An 18,441-nucleotide genomic window follows, 5' to 3' on the forward strand; every position below is an offset into this window, starting at 1 on the left:
AAAGATCCGCAAAAACGGGCGCAAATATATGCTGATTTACAACGTGAACTTATGCAAAAAGGACCTTATGCGTTTATTTACCAGCAATATAGCGTTGTCGCGATGACACCGGATGTCAAAAAATGGGTTTGGAATAGTGCACCGCGTATTTTTTATAGTAAAATTGAAAAATAAAAGTGTCTTTTGGTGTTGTCAAAGGTAAAATAGCTTGATCATAATTGCATGATGAAAATATTCTTTCATATAAAAGTCCTTCAGTTTCTTAAAGGATGAAACTGTGAGGGATGTTTGTGCTGTATATGATGGAGGTCGTTTATTAAGGGGGATGAATATAGAAAGTTATATTGGACAAGATCTTTGTTTGTGGCTACAGATTCTCTGCATCCCGAATATAGATTGATGTATGAGAGAATTATTTTATAGATGCTTAGTTTGATTAAATAAAGTTGATGTTTGATACTATGCTGTTTAAAAGATGAAAGAGCAAAATCACAACAGCTATGTGTGAAAAGGCATAAGAATATAATAGGAAAAAAATGGGAAAAAAATGTTGAAAAAATTTTCTGTTTTATTAGGCATAACAGCTTTTTTAAATGGGGCTATAGCATCAGCATTTAGTGCTTCATCTAAAGATATATTGGTGATGGCATGGAATATTGATTCAATGAGTAGTTTTGACCCAGCGCAAACTGTTGAAGTCGTGACGAGTGAGTTATTGACGAATATTTGTAGCGCGTTAGTACAATATGATGAACATGATCCTACAAAAATTCGCCCTGCTATGGCAAAATCTTGGGATGTTTTAGATAATGGCAAAAGAATAGTTTTTCATCTTCGTGATGATTTAAAGTTTAATGATGGAAGAACAGCAACGGCGCAAGATTTGGTATGGTCGATGCGGCGGATTATTAAATTAGGATTGAGCTATGCCCAATCTTTAATGGATTATGGGTTTACTAAAAACAATGTTGAAACAAATATTCAAGCTCTTGATGATAAGACTTTGCAATTAAAATTAGATAAACCCTACCCTATTCAGCTCATATTGACTGTTATTGGACAGTCTTATGCTTCTGCTTTGCTTGATCGGAAAACAATTGAAGCGCAGAGTATTAACGGTGATATGGGGAATAAATATTTAGCGACACATTCGGCTTGTGTTGGACCTTATAAATTGGTGAGCTGGTCTCCAGGAGATAAAGTTGTATTAGAGGCTACACAGCATTATTGGGGCGATGTGCCTAAAATTAAGAAGATTGTTGTGCAGCACGTAGCAGATTCATCAAGTCAAAGACTTCTTTTGGAAAAAGGTGATGTGGATATAGCGCGTGATCTTTCTTCAGAGGATATTTTAGATCTTGAAAAAAAGGGAGGCCCAGTCAAAATTAGTCGTGTTTTGCGCCCCCAGATTATTTATTTATCATTAAATAATAAGAATGCAATTTTTGCAAACGAAAAGGTTAGATTGGCACTTCGTTATTTGGTTGATTATGAAGGTCTTGGAAAAACTGTTTTGAAGGGGATTGCTATTCCGCGGGCAACTTATATGTCCTTGGGTGTTCCTGGTGCTTTGGATGAAAAAGAAGGTCTGCCTTTTAAGTTGGATTTGAAAAAAGCAAAACAGTTAATTACTGAGGCTGGTTATCCGAACGGTTTTAAAGCTAATCTTTTAGTTGGAAGCCTTAGTTATATGTCGTCTGTTGCACAGTCTATTCAAGCCAATGCACGTAAAATTGGTGTTGAGCTGACAATTGAAAAAATGGCACAAAATCAATTGTTGAGCCGTGTACGTGGTGGAAATTATGATACTGCTATTATGGGGTGGGGGAGTGCCGATCCTGATGGACATCCTGCCTCATTAAATCACGTGTTTAATCCTGATCCAACATTTACAAAAAAGCACAATATGTATTTGGCTTGGCGCGCTGGGTATTATGATGAAAATATTAATAACATGGTGATGGATGCTTTGTTTGAGAAAGACCCCAATAAGCGTATCATGCAATATCGTACTTTACAGCATTATGTGCTAGAGCATGGTCCTATGGTTTATTTATTTCAGACATATTATACCGTTGGTATGGGACCTGATGTCAAAAAATGGATTTGGAACAGTTATAGACTTTATTACAATGAAGCAGAAAAATAAAAAGAAGCATGTTATAGAGAAGGATTGTAGAACATGCTTAATAAGAGGTTGTTTCGTTATATAAAAAAAGGTATTTGCTTTATGTTTTGTCGCTACAGAGGGGATTTTTATAATGGTTTTGCCACTTTCAGAGACTGAAAGAGCTGTATCAGAAAAGCAGAAAAGATTATTTTTATGGGATTTTTTATGCAAAGGATTGAAACTTCTTATTTCAGTTTTTATCACATTGCTTGGGTTGGTGACGATCACTTTTTTTCTTGGTCATCTTCTTCCTCTAGATCCAGTTCTGTCTATTCTTGGTGATAATATCAGTCAGGAAGCTTATGATGCAATGTATTATAAGCTTGGTCTTGATAAGCCGTTGATTGTTCAATATTGGAAGTATCTTCATAATGTATTTTTATTTGACTTTGGAGATGCTTTAACTTCTGGGCGTCCTGTTCTAGCTGATATTATGCGTGTATTTCCTGCAACATTAGAGCTTGCAACCGTTGCTATTGTTATTGGCACAAGTCTTGGAATTCCATTTGGTGTTTTTGCAGCAATGTATCGCGATTCATTTATTGATTATGTTGTTCGTGTTTTTACACTTGTAAGTTATTCTACTCCAACGTTTTGGCTCGGTTTAATGGCTTTGTTAATATTTTACGCCAAGCTTGGCTGGGTTGGTGGTCCAGGACGTATTGATTTTCTTTATGAATATTCTTTCGAACCAAAAACAGGATTTTTCCTTTGGGATACTGCAAGCCAAGGACAATGGGAGGCTTTTGGTAATGTTTTTAGTCACATTATTATGCCTGCTTTGATCTTAGCTTTCGGTGCTATGGCTTATATTAGCCGTATGACTCGTGGGTTTATGATTGAGCAGCTTAATCAGGAATATATCATTACTGCACGTGTAAAGGGGTTATCGTGGGCACGAACGGTATGGGGACATGCCTTTAAGAATGCTGCTGTTCAGGTTATTACCGTTGTTGCGCTTTCTTATGCTTTTTTATTAGAAGGGGCTGTTTTAACGGAGACAGTTTTTGCTTGGCCTGGTTTTGGACATTACTTGACAAATGCTCTTTTAGCCGGAGATATGAATGCAGTTGTAGGATGTACTTTACTTGTAGGATTTATCTTTGTCGCCATTAATTTATTTTCTGATTTGCTTTATCGCATTTTTGATCCAAGGACACGTTGAATATGACAGTAAGTAATCATCATAAATCGCAATCATCATCTTTTTTGGGTGGTTGGTTAAACGACCCTGTTCCAAGCTCCATAATTCAGGCGAACATACAGAGAATTTATCACGCACTGGTTAAGTTTTTTCATAACTTTTCGGCTGTATTCGGTCTGCTTATTATTTGTATTATTATCATATGTGCATTTTTTGCTCCTTGGATTGCTACGCATGATTTTCTTAGCAATGATCTAGGGCATCGGTTGCAGCCACCCTCTATGGCGCATTATTTTGGAACAGATGAATTAGGACGTGACATTTTTAGTCGCCTTGTTTTTGGTTCCCGTATTACTCTTTATGTTGTTTTTCTTACAACCATTATTGTAGGTCCAATAGGGCTTATTGTTGGAACTGTATCTGGTTATATGGGCGGATGGGTTGATACTGTGCTCATGCGCATTGTCGATATTTTTCTTGCTTTTCCAGGTTTGATTTTAGCTCTTGCATTTTCAGCCGCATTGGGACCAGGGATTGAAAATGCCTCTATTGCAATTTCAATTGCAGCATGGCCCCCAATTGCACGTTTAGCACGTGCTGAGACTTTGACAATACGTTCTTCTGATTATGTTTCTGTCGTTCGCTTGCAAGGGGCTTCTGCTTGGAGAATAATTTTGTTTCACGTTGCGCCCATGTGTATTCCTTCAGTGATTGTACGATTAACTTTAGATATGTCTGGCATTATTTTAACGGCTGCTGGCCTTGGTTTTTTAGGGTTGGGAGCTCAACTTCCAAGTCCTGAATGGGGTGCGATGCTTTCTTCAGGGCGGGAATTTATGATGACAAATTGGTGGTTGGCGGCAATACCAGGCTGTGCAATATTATTTGCAAGTCTTGCTTTCAACCTTTTAGGTGATGGTCTTCGTGATGTATTGGATCCACGCAATGGGTAATAAATTATTAGAAGTAGAAGATTTACGTATTTCTTTTCCTACAACGCGCGGCATTTCAGAAGTTGTGCGTGGCGTTAGTTTTTCTGTTGGAAAAGAAAAAATTGGAATTGTTGGTGAATCCGGATCTGGAAAATCGATGACTGGGCGCGCAATATTAAGGTTGAGTCCAAGAGCAGCCATTGTTAAAGCTAAAAAAATGCGCTTTGAGGATGTTGATTTATTGACCGCAAGTGAACCTCAGATGCGAAAAATCCGCGGGAAGCGTATTTCAATGATTTTACAGGACCCAAAATATTCACTTAATCCATTAATACGGATTGGTGAGCAGATTATGGAGGCTTACCGTATTCATTACCGCGTTTCAAAAGTTGAAGCGCAGGAACGGACTATATCTATGTTAGAATCTGTTCATATTCGTGATCCTGAACATGTGATGCGCCTATTTCCTCATGAAATATCAGGGGGGATGGGGCAGCGTGTGATGATTGCAATGATGCTCATTCCAAAACCTGATTTAATTATTGCCGATGAGCCAACATCTGCACTTGATATTACGGTCAGACGACAAGTTTTATCTGTGTTAGATGAACTTGTGACAAAATCTGGAACGGGACTTATTTTCATTAGTCATGATTTGAATATGATTGCTGATTTTTGTGATCGTATTTTGGTGATGTATGCAGGCCGTGTGTTAGAAGAGTTGCCTGCTTCTGATTTGTCTCACGCTTGTCATCCTTATACGAAGGCATTGCTCGCGAGTTTGCCACGGCTTGATAATCCTGTTGATGTTTTGGCTGTTCCTGAGCGTGATCCTGATTGGTTACATAATCCTACGATTGTTAATGGTGTTGAGGAGGTTCCTCATGACAAATTGTGAGAATATTATTGATGTTTCTAATTTATCTGTAACTTTTGGTCATAGGCATAAGGCAGTAACAGTTGTTAAAAATGTTAATTTTCATATTAAGCGTGGTGAAGCTTATGGTTTGATTGGTGAATCCGGATGTGGAAAATCAACAATTTTGAATACATTGGTGGGGCTTATTCCAGATTATAGTGGAAAGTTCCTTTTTGCTGGACAAGAAGTCGAAAAGAAAAGAAGTAAAGATTTTTTACGCTGTATTCAAATGGTTTTTCAAGATCCTTATGCTTCACTTCATCCAAGAAAAATGGTCCATACGGTTCTTTCTGAATCTCTCAAAATCCATGGGATGGATAATCAAAAGGAGCGGGTGGAGGATGCTTTAGATTCCGTTGGTTTAGATTCTTCATTTCTTTATCGTTATCCTCATGAGCTGTCTGGAGGGCAGCGTCAGCGTATTGCTCTTGCACGTGCTTTAATTATTGAACCAGAGGTTTTGTTGCTTGATGAGCCAACATCTGCATTGGATGTGTCGGTACAGGCTGAAATTTTAAACTTGTTGAAATCATTACGCGTGAGAAAAAAGCTTACTTATTTGATGGTATCCCATGATCTTGCTGTTGTTGCACATATTTGTGAACGTGTTGGAATTATGCATAAAGGGATTATTCTTGAAGAGCTTAGCAATGATGAATTGCGTAATCTACATGCGCAACACGATTATACAAAGGAGTTTTTTGAAGCAAGTATAGAGCCTATTGTCCATAGAGAGCAAAGAGCATGATCGATTTTCCAAAAGAGAAAATACATTTTTCTGTTTTAGGTTTCAAGAAGTATTTAGTATCTTTGTTGTAATAGAGAGTTTTTGTATTTTTTATAGTGTGAAATCTTATCGATATAATTTATTGAGAGAAATTTTAGCTCTCATATTTTTCACTTTATTAGTTGTACAACGTTATGAGTCATCTGCATGACTCATAACGCGCATTATGTATTTTTTGTATAGTTTGTTGATTATAAATTTATGTTTAGAAGTTTTCATTGTAGATGAGCATTAAGCTTGTAAAAAATAATAGGTGATTAATAATGCTATTTTTTCTAGGAAAATTTATTCTTTAGAGTATAGTTTAATTTTTATTGTTTTTGATTTGTTTATTCTTTTTTACAGTGTTCGCTCTTATTTATCAGAAAATGCTAAGTTTTATTCTTTACAAGAGAAGAAGCTGTTATGAAAATTTTTCAATGGTACATGAGAATGATTCAACTATTTTTGTTGTTTTTTATTCTTAAAAAGAGATTATTTGAAAGAAAAACAGATTTTATAAATAAAAAAGGCAGCATATTGTGCTGCCTTTTTTGATAAAATGTATACAGATAACAATACGTCTGTTGTTACAGTCTTGATTTAAAAATGATAGTATATTCCACCTGAAAAACTTGCTCCGAATATACCAGTTTTTTGAAGCTGTTGTTAATAGCTGATTTCAATTTTGCAGTTTTGTCAATGATGGCATTGATGATATCTTCTTTTAGGATTTCATAGGATAAAAGAGTATCAAGATAAAAACCACTGTCACGCTGTATACTGCCATAGGCAGTGAGTAAAGTGACCATTTATTCCACATGCCCTTACTTACCGTCTTGCATATTATTTGGAGTGAAAGAGAGTTGTCCATAGGTTCCTACAAGACCAAAATGTGTTGTAGATATTTTGCCCTTCTAGCGCGACAAAGTTAATAGCTCCTTGTAGAGCAGCATAGCGAAGATTAGCACTGCTATAACCATATTTACTAGGAGCACTACTTATCAAAAAATAAAACTCTTGTTTCTCCATAGGCGTATAAGAAGAAGCCATTCCGTTTGTCTTATTCTTTCCCTAAGACAGATATTCACATATTGGCTAACAGTTGCACTTTGCTTAGCCATATCGGTCAATCCAGCATACAAGAGAGCACTGGGCATGATCAAAGAGTTTGTATTTATGGCACGATGTTTTTTACTTTTGAGTCGCTATCAAGCAGTACTGGTTGCAAGCGAAAATCCCAAAAATTTTTATTTTCTCCTAAAAGGTTTTGTTCAGTATTTGTTTTACTGTGGTTTGATTTTGGTCCATAAGCCTTCAGTATATATTTATAAGGTGAACCACTTATTGTGATATAGCCATTTGCAAGTTTGAAAGAGTTTTGATTTACTTTTCCAGAAACTTGAATGAGTGAAAGACCACGTACACTGGTAAGAGCAGAAGTGTCTGCTTTAATATTGTTCCTTTCTAAATGTCCAGTGATATAAATCAGTGTAGTCCCTGAAACATCACCGTGAATCAGAAGATGGTCAGCTTTTTGTTTGTTTACGGCAGCGCTATCACTCCATTCGACATTGAAATGAATTTCTGCTTTTCCTGTAGCATTGTAGACTTTTTTAGTATTTGGTCTGCCAGATCCTATGTGCAACGTGTGATAATGATCTTCTGTTGGCTCTTCAAAAACAATAGAGCTGTCATTGATGTTAAGGACAGAAATATCAGAACGTACTCTTTGAGCAATATCAAGCAGTTGTTCGTTCTGGCTTTTTTTATTTGTGCTTGTTTTCAATGTCCATTTCGTATTGTTTTGCAAATCAAAGATTGTTTTGAATTTTTTTTTGGTGCTCACTTTGCCGTCTAAGATGGAGTGATCGGCGTTTAGTGTAAAAGTGAAATCATTTTTTTTCGTTGAAGCTTCGGTTACTAATAAAACATTGGCACGGATTTCTGAATTTTTGAGATTGACTTTACCAATTGATTCATTTGCATTAATTCCAGTACCATTTTTAATGTGAAGTTTTGTATTGGTTAAATTGATTTCTGATGTTTTATTGTTCTTGGATTTTTCAAATGCTATACCTCTATCTTCTGCTGTGGCAGAAACATCTGTCACATCAATATGTCCATTATTATTTACAACAAATGCACTATTTTCGGCAATCACTGTTCCTCCAATCATTTTAATCATCCCACCATTTTCTGAAGAAAGTCCGATCTCAGCATTTTTAATCGTTGTATGGCCATATAATTCAACTAAACTGCCAACATCTTGGCTTTCCGCACCGGATCCGTTGCTATCTGCTGTTATTAGAGTAACATTCGTGGCTTTAATACGTCCACCATTTTCGGCAGATAATGCAGTAGTTTTACCTTGTACTGTTCCTCCCGTTACGGTAACGATAGATTTTGAGTCTTTTGCATAGAGTCCAGCGTCGTCAGATGATGTAATTTGAGCATTGTCAGTTAAAGTAATGGTACTGCCGTTTATGGCAGATATTGCTGCACCTTTTGCGTTAAATGATCCTCCAGAAACTGTTATTTGAGAACCATTATCTGAAACTATGCTATTGACTGCTTGCGGAACGGTTACATTTTCTAAAGTAATGGCACTTCTTCTTGCAATTATTGCGTTGATCAGTAGTGTATTGTCCTTACTATTTAATATCGTTACATCTTTCAGTTTGTTATTGCTCTTATTTTTTAACAAATGAACGCCAGCTTCGGAAGCAGTAATTGTTCCTCCGATCATTTTGATTGTACTATCGTTTTGCGCATCAATTCCGATTTTAACGTCACTGATCGTTGTATTTCCAAGCAATTCAATCACACTGTTAGAGCCAGAGGAAGCTGCACCAGCAGCTACACCACTGCCATTATTAGTTGCTTTTAAAGCAACATTTGTAACCGTAATATGGCCACCTATATCTGCTTCTAAGGCTGTATATTTTCCTGTTACGCTTCCTGTTGTCATTATAATCGTGGATTTTGAGTCTTGTGCATAGAGTCCTGCTTCATCATATGACGTAATTTGAGCATTGTCCGTTAAGGTGATGCTGCTGCCGTTTTGAGCACATATTGTTGCATAGCTTGAATCAAATGATCCTCCAGAGATTGTTATGTTAGAACGATTATTTGCAATTACACTGTTGCCTGTTTGAGTCACTTTTACATTTTTTAAAGTGAGTCTACTTTCTTTCTCTAGAAGTATTCCGTTGCCTGAATTTTTATCTTTACCGGTTGATATTATTACATTTTCTAGTTTATTTTCGGTGCTCTTACTGTTCACGAAGCCAACACCAGTTGCAGAAGCCGTAATGGTCCCCCCTATCATTTTAATTACGCCATCATTACTTGCCAAAAGCCCGACAGTAGCATTCTTAATCGTTGTATTTCCATATAATTCAATCATACTATTAGCACTATCAACTCCTGCACCTCCCCCATTGCCATTTGCTGTTGTTAGAGAAACATCTGTGACCTTAATATGCCCACCGTTTTCTGCATTTAATGCTAATTCTCCGGTTACTGTTCCCCCCGTCATTGTGATGGTAGAATGTAAACCATTTGTATAGAGTCCTTTGCTATTCGATGATGATGATGTAACTTGCACATTGCCTTTTTTACTACTAGTTAAAGTAATGTTACTACCGTTTCCAGCGTATACTCCTACGGTTTTCCCCTCAAATGATCCTCCAGAAACCGTTACTTTAGAATGATTATTCGCAGCTATGCCGCTTTTTGCCTGCGTAACTGTTACATTTTCTAAAGTGACTTTACTTTCCTTGTCGGCACCTATTCCTGTGATTTTAGGCTCTTTATCGTTACTGCTCGATATTTTCACATTTTCTAGCTTGTTTTCATCGCTCTTACTATTGTAGAAACCAGCACCGGTTTCAGAAGCTGTAATGGTCCCTCCGATCATTTTTATCATTCCACTGTTTTGTGCATGAAGACCGACTACAGCATTCTTAATTGTTGTATTCCCATGCAATTCAATCATGCTGTTCGGACCGCCGGCGACAACTGTTCCGATTTTATCATTCGTCGCTGTTAACGCAACATCTGTGACCTTGATATGTCCACCGTTTTCTGCAACCAACGCCATTTTTTCTGTGATTACGCTTCCTCCCGTCATTTCGATTGTGGTTTCTGAATCTGTTGCATGAAGTCCAGTGCCATGAGATGATGTAGCTTGAACATTGTTGGTCAGAGTTATGCGACTGCCATTGTAAGCAGATATTGCTGCCTTTGTGGCATCAAATGATCCTCCCAATACCGTGATTTCAGATTTATTATTTGCAGTAACGCTATTCATTGCCTTAGTCACTTTTACATTTTCTAAAGTGACTTGACTGCCATTGTACGCAAATACACCACCGGATAGTGGTGCTTTGCCCTTGCCACTTGATATTATTATATCTTTTAGCTTGTTTCCAGCGTTCTTACTATTATTGAAGCTAGCACCAATATAGGAAGCGTTAATGGATCCTCCAGTCATTTTGATCATAGCATTATCTTTTGCAAAAAGTCCACCTCCATCACCGCTAATGGTTGTATTTCCGAGCAACTCAATTATGGTATCAGAATTGTAAGCATTGACAGTGAAAGTTGGGCTATTTATTATTTTTAAGGACACGTCTGTGACTTGAATATGGCCACCTTTGGTTGCAGATAATGCGGCATCTTTTCCTGTTATATTTCCTCCCGTCATTGTGATCTTGGCTTTTGAGCCTTCTGCATAGAGACCAACGTTATCAGATGATGTAATTTGAGCATTGTTAGTTAAAGTAATCGTGCCGCTGCTTAGAGCATGTATTGATGCGCCTTTTGCATCAAATGATCCTCCAGAGATTGTGACCTTAGACTGATTATTTGCGACGACGCTATTCATTGCCTTACTCACCTTTAGATTTTCTAAAGTGACTTCACTGTCTTTGTCTGCAACTATTGCAAAATTTAGTGGTTCTTTGCCTTTGCCACTTGATATTATTATATCTTTTAGCTTGTTTTCAGCATTCTTACTGTTCAAGAATTTAGCGCCAGTTTTGGAAACTGTAATAGTTCCCCCAGTCATTTTTAGTGTAGCACCATCTTTTGCTTCAAGACCGAAGAAAATGTTAGAACCAGTTCCTTTAATGGTTGTAGCATCCAGTAATTCAATCGCAGTGTTAGAACCTTCAGCTGTTATAGCGTGCGTATTTGTACTTATATTGGTGTTTGTTTTTTTGTTTCCGATTATCGTCAAATGCTTGCCGATAATTTGGCCACCTTTTTTTGCGTGAATAATTTCATAGGTTTCGTTGGAAACTTCTTTTTTACTTTCTGAAATTTCAAGATTTTTAGCTTGTGCATTAAGATGGATACCAGACAGTACAACTGCCATAATTGCTGTGCAGGATAGAAGAAATTTTTTAGGCATTAGTCCACTCCTTTTAAAGCCCCCAACATTCATTTTCCCGCCGACTTCATAAGAAGAAGTGAAAATAGATGGTTTTCAATAAAATAACCGATTCAGCCTATTTTGTTTATTCTTACCTGTCAAATTAAAGTATATGATAATATAATTTATATTCAATTTAAATGTATTATTAAATAATAATTCTTTTTTTAGCTTACTATTTAGTAATTAAATATTTTTTCTAAATATAAAATGAATATTCAGAAATAATATTTTAAGTGAATTTTAGCTTATGTAGATTTTTGTTGAAGGCGCATAATATCGGTTACAATTTTTTCCGCATTAAGGAAAAAGGGGAGGGCAAGCGCAGTTGGGAGCAATAAGCAAAAATGAAAAAAGTTTCCTTACGTTGGATTTAAAACGCGTTTTCTGTTTAAGATAAAGAATACTGCTTGATGTGTTTTTACAAAGCGTAGCATTCTTCTTGAATGTGTCGCATGAATTTGTTGAGGATTCTTATTATGTTTATTGTATCTGATTGAATAAGTTTCGTAGAAGAATGTTCTGCGCTGCATTTTTTACATGAAGAGAAGAGAGGTCCTTGAAAAGAGAAAGACGGCTTTAATATACAAAAAAAGGCAGCACAATTGTGCTGCCTTTTGTTAAGTTAAATAGAATGATAGGCTATTTTTACAGTCTTTCCTTAAAACTGATAGCGTATTCCACCTGAAAAGTTTGCACCACTTATACCAGTTTTCTGAAGCTTTTGTTGATAGCTTACATCACCATGAAGGGAGAAATTGTGAGACAGTTGTGCATTGATGCCAATGCCGCCTTCAATTGCAGGTCCCATAGGATCAAGGTCAAAGTCTCTACCAATATGAATGGTACCATCATCACCAAAGGTTTTGATTAAGTTTACTTTTCCATAGAAAGACATAGGACGGTTGTTTTCAGTGGAAATGGTTTTGGTCAAACGTCCACCAACACGGATCAACCATTGAGAAGGATTGTTCATATCAACAGTAAAATTATCAGCATCTTCAATGGTGTTAAACATCAAATGTTGATAGGCAATTTGTGCTTGTGGCTCAAATGTTAAACCTTCCATTCCGGTTGCAAATTCTTTGCCAACAGTGGTGGAGATACTCAACATTTTGGCATCGTTCAACTTTGCGGTATTGCCTCTGATGGCATTGGCGATATGCCCTTTTAGGATACCGTAGGACAAGAGTGCATCAATGTAGAAACCACTGTTGTGTTGTATACTGCCATAGGCTGTCAGTGACCATTTATCCAGCGTGTTCTTACCGGCATCTGACATGTCCTTTGGTGTAAACGACAGCTGCCCATAGGTACCTACAAGACCGAGATGTGTTGTGGTATTTTGCCCTTCAATTGCTGCCAATGTAACACCGGCTTGGAGAGCAGCATAACGAATATCAGCACCATAACCGTATTTGAGAGGTCCGCGTTCAGAAGATAAAGTTCCTGTGCTTCCATAGGTGTATAAGAAGAAACCGGTTTGTTTTTCCTCTTCTTTTCCTAAGATGGATGTTCTGATATTGGCTAAGAGCGCGTTTTGTTTAGCCATATCTGTTAATCCTGTACTGAAAAGAGCATTTGGCATGACCAAATAGCTTGCTGTCTGTGGTACAAGAGCGGCTACACTTGGACCAGAGCCAGAACCCGAGCCAGCAGAACCAGAGCCAGTTTCAAGAATTTCTTTGTGTAAGCGGAAATCCCAGAAATTTTCATTCTTTTCATCAAACAGGTTTTGCGCAATATCGGCTTGTCCATGGCTTGAGTCTGGTCCATAAGCAGTCAGCGTATATTTATAAGGTAAACGACCTCTTGTGGTATAGCCATTTGCCAGTTTGAAAGAGTCTTCCTGTGCTTTTCCAGAGACTTGAATAAGCGAAAGTCCACCGATATTCGAAGGATCAGCAGCATTTACTACACTATTTTTATCCCCTGAATCGCTGTCAATATAAACTGCTGTGGTTCCTGAGACATCACCGTGAATGAGAAGCCTATCGGTTTTTTGATCGGCACTTGCTACACCATCACTCCAAGCAATGTTGAAGTAAATCTTTGCGTCACCAGAGGCTTTGTAGATTTCTTGCGTGTCTGGTTTACCAGAACCTATATGCAATGTGTGATAATGCTCTTCTGTTGGTCCATTAAAGATAATGGAGCTATTGTCGAGATTAAGCGTGGAAATATCAGAACGAGATCTTTGAGCAATATCAAGGAGATTGCCATCATCATCTTTTTCATGTGCACTGTTTTTTAAGATCCATTGCGTATTGTTTTTTAGATCAAAGTGTACATTTCTGTCTTTAGAAATATTCGCTCTGCCTTCTAGAGTAGACTGATCAGCGTTTAATGTGAAAGTGCCGTTGGAGATCGCTTTAACCTCTTTACCATCCCACAAATCTTTATCTTTCCATGATGTTTTGTCCCAAAAAATACCATCTCCTAATAATACGTCAGCATGAACTTCTGATTTTTTAAGATTGACTGTGCCGATTGATGGAGCAGTAGCATCTTCGATACTTTTTTCAACAACAGTTTTAATGAAAATTCCTGTATCATTTTCAGCATGAATCTCTGCATTGGTCAGATTGATCTCATTGCTATGATATTTTTGTGGATCATGCGAGCCATTTGGATCATTATCAGAGAAAGTTGCGAATTGTAAACCGGCAACTTCTGCTGTGGCAGAAACATCTTTCAGATCAATATGTCCGCCATTTATTACAACCAGTGCAGCTTTTTTTGCTTCTATTTTATTTTTTTTCCCATTCTGAGGAGTGTCGGATTGGGTATCTAGACCTTTAGAATTAGCATCAATAGCGCCATTACTCGTTTTAATTGTACTACCTTCAATAGCAAAAAGACCAACATCAACATTTTGAATGGTTGTTTTGCCATTTAATTCAACTATACTATCGGCATCCCAAATGTTTACACCAACGGTTGGTTCTTCGGATTCACTACCGGTTATTGTTAAATCTCCGCTAATGATTTTACTCCCACCATCCGCATAAAGACCTTCATCAACATTTTGAATAGTTGTTTTGCCGGTTAACTGAATTTCACTACCAGAATCCTCTGTCCGTACACCAGTGCTTATTTTGCCGAGATTTTCATTAATTGCTTTACCACCGGTTATTGTTAAATTTTCGCTGGTAATTTTGCCACCATTTATTGCTCTAAGACCCTTCAAAATATTATTAATCGTCGCCGTTCCATGCAATTCAATTCTGCTAGCAGGATCACGTGCAAGTGCACCGGTTCCCGCGTCATTCGTTGTTAAAGCTACATCCGTGACATCAATCTGTCCACCATTTCGTGCATCAAGCCCATGTGTGAATTTTTCAATGGTTGTTTTTCCATTTAGTTCAATCTTGCTATTAGGCAGGTTAACTCCTACACCAGTGCTTTCTTCTTTTGCTCCAGAACCGATGAGTGTTAAATTTTCGCTGGTGATTTTACCACCATCAAATGCTCCAAGACCGTTCAAAGCATTGTTAATTTTTGTATTGCCTTTTAATTCAATTCTGCTATCAGAACCAAGTGCAAGTGCACCGGTTCCTTTGCCATCTGTTGTTAGAGTAACATCCGTAATTTCAATACGTCCACCATTTTCTGTAAGTAATACGCTTTCATATCCATCCCAAATTCTTCTTATAACAGTTCCTCCTGTGACAGTTCCTCCTTTCATTGTGATCTTGGATTCTATACCATCTGCATGGAGTCCAGTACCATTAGATGATGCGACTGTAACATTGTTGTTTAAGGTAATGATGCTGCCATTTTGAGCAGATATTGCTGTATTTTTTGCACCAAATGATCCTCCAGAGATTGTTATTTCAGAACCATGATTTGCGATTACAGCATTGCCTGCTTGCATCACTTTGACATCTGTTAAATCAACGGTACTTTTGTCTGCTTTTATCCCAACGAGTAGAGGTGCTTCATCTTTACCACTCGATATTGTCACATTGTTCAGCCAGCTTTTTTGTTTTCATTGTTCCAGAAGAGAGCACCAGTGTCGGAAACGGTAATGGTTCCCCCAGTCATTTGAAATGTAGCACCGTCTTTTGCTTCAACGCCTAAAGAAATGACAGAAGCAGTTCCTTTAATGGTTGTGTTTCCTTGTAACGTAATCGCACTGTCAGGGTTTTCAGCCGTGACAGCATAAGCGGTTTCGTTTTCGCTTGAATTTATATCTTTATTTCCGATCACGGTTAAATCTTTGCCGGTGATTTTACCGCCGGTTTTTGCATGAATAATCTCATAGGTTTTTCCGAGTTCGGATACTGTCTTTCCCTCAGAAACTTCGAGATTTTCAGCATGTACACTGAACTGGATGTTGAACAGGATGATAGCGGCTGCAGCCGTGCATGATAAAAGGGATGTTTTATACACCAATATTCTCCTTATGAGAGCCCCAAAATATTCATTCCCCCGAAAACTTCATAAGAAGAAGTGAAAATGGATAGTTGTTATTAATTTCGATAATTGTCTTTAGTTTTGTAAGATATTTTTGGTTTCTTGTCAAAATTAAAAATTAACTGATATTAACATTATATGAATTTATATTTAATACACAATGTTCTTATAATTGTTTATATTATATAATTAAATTTAATGTAAATATATATTATATAAATTTAAATATTATTATAATACTTACATATTTTATATTGTTTTTTTTGTAAAGTAATAATAATTTTTTTATGATACTTCTGCAGTTTTATATTTTATCAAAGTGAGTTATGACTGTAATACTTAAACACTTTTTCTAGAACTTTTGATTATTTCTACCTTATTTATCATAAGATTCTAATGTATTTGATCTTGATATCCAAAGGAGTTGATGACTCTAGCATACAGAACACATTTTTTCTTCTGTTGGGGATACTTTAATAGTATACGAACATTTGATAAGTTTTGATAAATAACTAGTTTTTTGTATCTGTTGATGTATCGATAGCATTTGACAGAGCCCAAGCTCATAAATCTCAATAAATTAAAGTGCTTGAAGTTGAAGGTTTGAAACCAGTAGTGCTTTTATATCATCAAAGTGCACCTTCATTGAAGGATCATTGCTTTCGTTCTTTTGAATTTTTGACACACTCTTGACAAGAAAATATAAAAAATTGCTTCTGAAGAATTTTTTATAATATAATAAAATATGTAACGTTTTTATGGTGATAGGTTTATGAGATATAAAGTTAAATTGGTAATCACCGTGATTGCTTTTACTCTCTCTGGTTGTTTTAACCTTGATTCTGAAAAGTTAAGAAGGGACGAGAGGCTTTATCATGATGCATTCATGGGCTGGTCTATGAAAGAAAAGTCTCTTGCAAAAAATTATACTGCTATCATCATGGCTGATCCGCAACCGTGGCGTTTAAACTCTGGTGATGCCAATGGAATATCAAACAGAGAGCCATGGTTAAAGATAAATAAGCAGGTTGCTGGTGTGATAAAAGCGCACAAGGCCGCGTTCCATATTGTCAATGGTGATCTGACGGAGTTTGGACAACAAAAGAACTATGATGATTATAAAAATGTTTATAAAAATTTTGGAGCGCCTGTCTATGAGGGTTTAGGGAATCATGATTATGCCAATAATGTTGGTAATTGTACAAATTCTCAAGAATTCAGTTTTTACAAAGATGCTTGTGCTATAAGTGCAGTTTCAAGAATGGTATCGGAAATCAAAAAATATCGTAGACAATTATCGCATTTCAATGCAGATGTTACTGAAAGTTTGGTTCCCATTTCGGGTGGAAATATTCGCTCTATAAGGGGAAGTTTGAGTTATTCTTGGGATTATGGAGATGTTCACTATGTGCAGCTTCACAATTATCCAAGCTATACGGTTCGTTTGATGGGACAGTCTATGCAGGTGCAAATCAATAAATCTTTAGATTGGCTTAGGAACGATTTAGCTGCTGCTGATGCAAGAGGTAAAGTGACAATCATTAATTTTCATGATGCGCGTGCTGCCTCCATTGATGGTGAATCCTTTTTTATTCGTAAAAAGAATGCTAAAGATTTGTCGGTCTTTAAGTCAATTATTACTTCTCACAATGTTAAAGCAATCTTCGTAGGTCACACGCATTATCAGTCTTATTGCCGTGCGAAAAATGATAAGGTTTTTGGAAATATCCCTATCTATACAGCTGGTGCACTTTTTAATGGAGATTATTACCTCATAGACGTGAAGGGAAAGACCATTCACGTTAAAGCCTATAATGGAGAAATAGGAAAACCGCTTTTAATTAAAGATCTTGGTATTATAGGGAAAGACACCCAATTTTCCGCAAGTTGCAGTCAGTTATAATAGTTTTTTTTCTTTGTTTTAAGGATGAGGGAAAAACGTATTATATGCGCGGACTTGAAGAGCAATGAGAGTGTCTAAGTGTCACTTAAAAATAGAATAAAAAATCAGACATCTTTTTCATATTTTTTTCAAAAATGCTAAAATATCAGGTTAAGCGCTATAAGTGCAATGGTTTAATGTGAACAAAGCTTTAATACAAAGCGGAATAATGGTTTGTTATTTTATTTTTTCTTTTTAGGCTTTCATCTTTGAAGAGAAGAGGAGTGTGTCGAGGAAGTATCCAGAATTACCAAGAAAGCTTTTTGTTTTGATCAATTTTTTACTTATAATCTTCAAACAATTGATGTTTTGTGATGCTGTACAATTTCTTTTGATTAATCGTATGAACTTTTAATTGTATTACAATTTTATCTTCTTCTTTTATACGTAAGTAAATAGATACAATACGATACAAATATTAGTGTCTGTTTATAGTGGTTATGGTTTCACGCAATTACTCTTAGATGACACTCACATGTCTTGACAGTTTTATCTTTGCTTGGAGAAAAGTGTAAAAAGGGGATTTTAAGAAGTTTCAGTTTAGAAAGAGTTTTTTTGCCCGCGAAAAGCTCTCTGATGCTGCCAAGGCAAGTATGGAACAAGCTGGGGAAGATTTAGCGAGTTGGATTGTCGATGGTTTTATGGGCACCATCTCACAATTGACAGATTTTTGTAAATCTTTGCCTCATCGTATGAAGGGGTGGTTTGG

Annotated in this window: 11 protein-coding genes and 1 pseudogene; 7 read left to right on the plus strand and 5 right to left on the minus strand. The window is 36.7% G+C overall.

Features of this window, described 5'->3' with window-relative positions:
- From ACFIJ9_RS08140 to ACFIJ9_RS08165, 6 genes and pseudogenes are all read left to right on the plus strand, one after another.
- A pseudogene (locus tag ACFIJ9_RS08140) lies at positions 1-174 on the plus strand (ABC transporter substrate-binding protein); the annotation flags it as partial.
- A 373-nt stretch (positions 175-547) separates the two neighbouring features.
- Entirely contained in the window at positions 548-2,149 is a 1,602-nt protein-coding gene (locus tag ACFIJ9_RS08145) for an ABC transporter substrate-binding protein (protein WP_375636654.1), read from the plus strand.
- Between the two features lie 112 nt (positions 2,150-2,261).
- Complete coding sequence (locus tag ACFIJ9_RS08150) at positions 2,262-3,335, plus strand: ABC transporter permease (protein WP_015856298.1); 1,074 nt, start codon at positions 2,262-2,264, stop codon at positions 3,333-3,335.
- Between the two features lie 2 nt (positions 3,336-3,337).
- Positions 3,338-4,267, plus strand: a complete 930-nt coding sequence (locus tag ACFIJ9_RS08155) for an ABC transporter permease (protein ID WP_015856299.1) — start codon at positions 3,338-3,340, stop codon at positions 4,265-4,267.
- Positions 4,260-5,144 carry an ABC transporter ATP-binding protein gene (locus ACFIJ9_RS08160; RefSeq protein ID WP_015856300.1) on the plus strand — a complete coding sequence of 295 codons (885 nt, stop codon included), beginning with the start codon at positions 4,260-4,262 and terminating at the stop codon, positions 5,142-5,144. Before ACFIJ9_RS08155 ends, ACFIJ9_RS08160 begins: the two co-directional genes overlap by 8 nt.
- A complete protein-coding gene (locus ACFIJ9_RS08165) occupies positions 5,131-5,913 on the plus strand; it encodes an ABC transporter ATP-binding protein (RefSeq protein WP_375636657.1) in 783 nt (260 codons plus the stop codon). Before ACFIJ9_RS08160 ends, ACFIJ9_RS08165 begins: the two co-directional genes overlap by 14 nt.
- Before the next feature lie 608 nt (positions 5,914-6,521).
- Here the strand turns inward: ACFIJ9_RS08165 and ACFIJ9_RS08170 are convergent.
- From ACFIJ9_RS08170 to ACFIJ9_RS08190, 5 genes are all read right to left on the minus strand, one after another.
- Entirely contained in the window at positions 6,522-6,743 is a 222-nt protein-coding gene (locus tag ACFIJ9_RS08170) for a hypothetical protein (RefSeq protein WP_375636659.1), read from the minus strand.
- A gap of 34 nt (positions 6,744-6,777) precedes the next feature.
- A complete protein-coding gene (locus ACFIJ9_RS08175; RefSeq protein ID WP_375636660.1) occupies positions 6,778-6,984 on the minus strand; it encodes a hypothetical protein in 207 nt (68 codons plus the stop codon).
- Between the two features lie 124 nt (positions 6,985-7,108).
- Positions 7,109-11,350, minus strand: a complete 4,242-nt coding sequence (locus tag ACFIJ9_RS08180; RefSeq protein ID WP_375636662.1) for a right-handed parallel beta-helix repeat-containing protein — start codon at positions 11,348-11,350, stop codon at positions 7,109-7,111.
- A 682-nt stretch (positions 11,351-12,032) separates the two neighbouring features.
- On the minus strand, positions 12,033-15,338 hold the full coding sequence (locus tag ACFIJ9_RS08185) for an autotransporter outer membrane beta-barrel domain-containing protein (RefSeq protein ID WP_375636664.1): 3,306 nt from the start codon (positions 15,336-15,338) through the stop codon (positions 12,033-12,035).
- 5 nt (positions 15,339-15,343) lie between these two features.
- Positions 15,344-15,766, minus strand: a complete 423-nt coding sequence (locus ACFIJ9_RS08190; protein WP_375636666.1) for a hypothetical protein — start codon at positions 15,764-15,766, stop codon at positions 15,344-15,346.
- 796 nt (positions 15,767-16,562) lie between these two features.
- On the opposite strand from ACFIJ9_RS08190, the gene ACFIJ9_RS08195 reads away from it, so the two are divergent.
- Positions 16,563-17,693 (plus strand): metallophosphoesterase, encoded by a 1,131-nt coding sequence (locus ACFIJ9_RS08195; RefSeq protein ID WP_375636668.1) that lies wholly within the window; start codon positions 16,563-16,565, stop codon positions 17,691-17,693.
- Positions 17,694-18,441 lie beyond the last annotated feature (748 nt).

The sequence above is a fragment of the Bartonella sp. MR90HLJMH genome (assembly GCF_042194115.1).
Lineage (GTDB): Bacteria > Pseudomonadota > Alphaproteobacteria > Rhizobiales > Rhizobiaceae > Bartonella > Bartonella grahamii.

Excerpts from the sequence above, each read along its gene's own strand:
- ACFIJ9_RS08145 (WP_375636654.1), top strand. The coding sequence starts at position 548 with ATGTTGAAAAAATTTTCTGTTTTATTAGGCATAACAGCTTTTTTAAAT.
- ACFIJ9_RS08150 (WP_015856298.1), top strand. The coding sequence starts at position 2,262 with ATGGTTTTGCCACTTTCAGAGACTGAAAGAGCTGTATCAGAAAAGCAG.
- ACFIJ9_RS08155 (WP_015856299.1), top strand. The coding sequence starts at position 3,338 with ATGACAGTAAGTAATCATCATAAATCGCAATCATCATCTTTTTTGGGT.
- ACFIJ9_RS08160 (WP_015856300.1), top strand. The coding sequence starts at position 4,260 with ATGGGTAATAAATTATTAGAAGTAGAAGATTTACGTATTTCTTTTCCT.
- ACFIJ9_RS08165 (WP_375636657.1), top strand. The coding sequence starts at position 5,131 with ATGACAAATTGTGAGAATATTATTGATGTTTCTAATTTATCTGTAACT.
- ACFIJ9_RS08170 (WP_375636659.1), bottom strand. The coding sequence starts at position 6,743 with ATGGTCACTTTACTCACTGCCTATGGCAGTATACAGCGTGACAGTGGT.
- ACFIJ9_RS08175 (WP_375636660.1), bottom strand. The coding sequence starts at position 6,984 with ATGGCTTCTTCTTATACGCCTATGGAGAAACAAGAGTTTTATTTTTTG.
- ACFIJ9_RS08180 (WP_375636662.1), bottom strand. The coding sequence starts at position 11,350 with ATGCCTAAAAAATTTCTTCTATCCTGCACAGCAATTATGGCAGTTGTA.
- ACFIJ9_RS08195 (WP_375636668.1), top strand. The coding sequence starts at position 16,563 with ATGAGATATAAAGTTAAATTGGTAATCACCGTGATTGCTTTTACTCTC.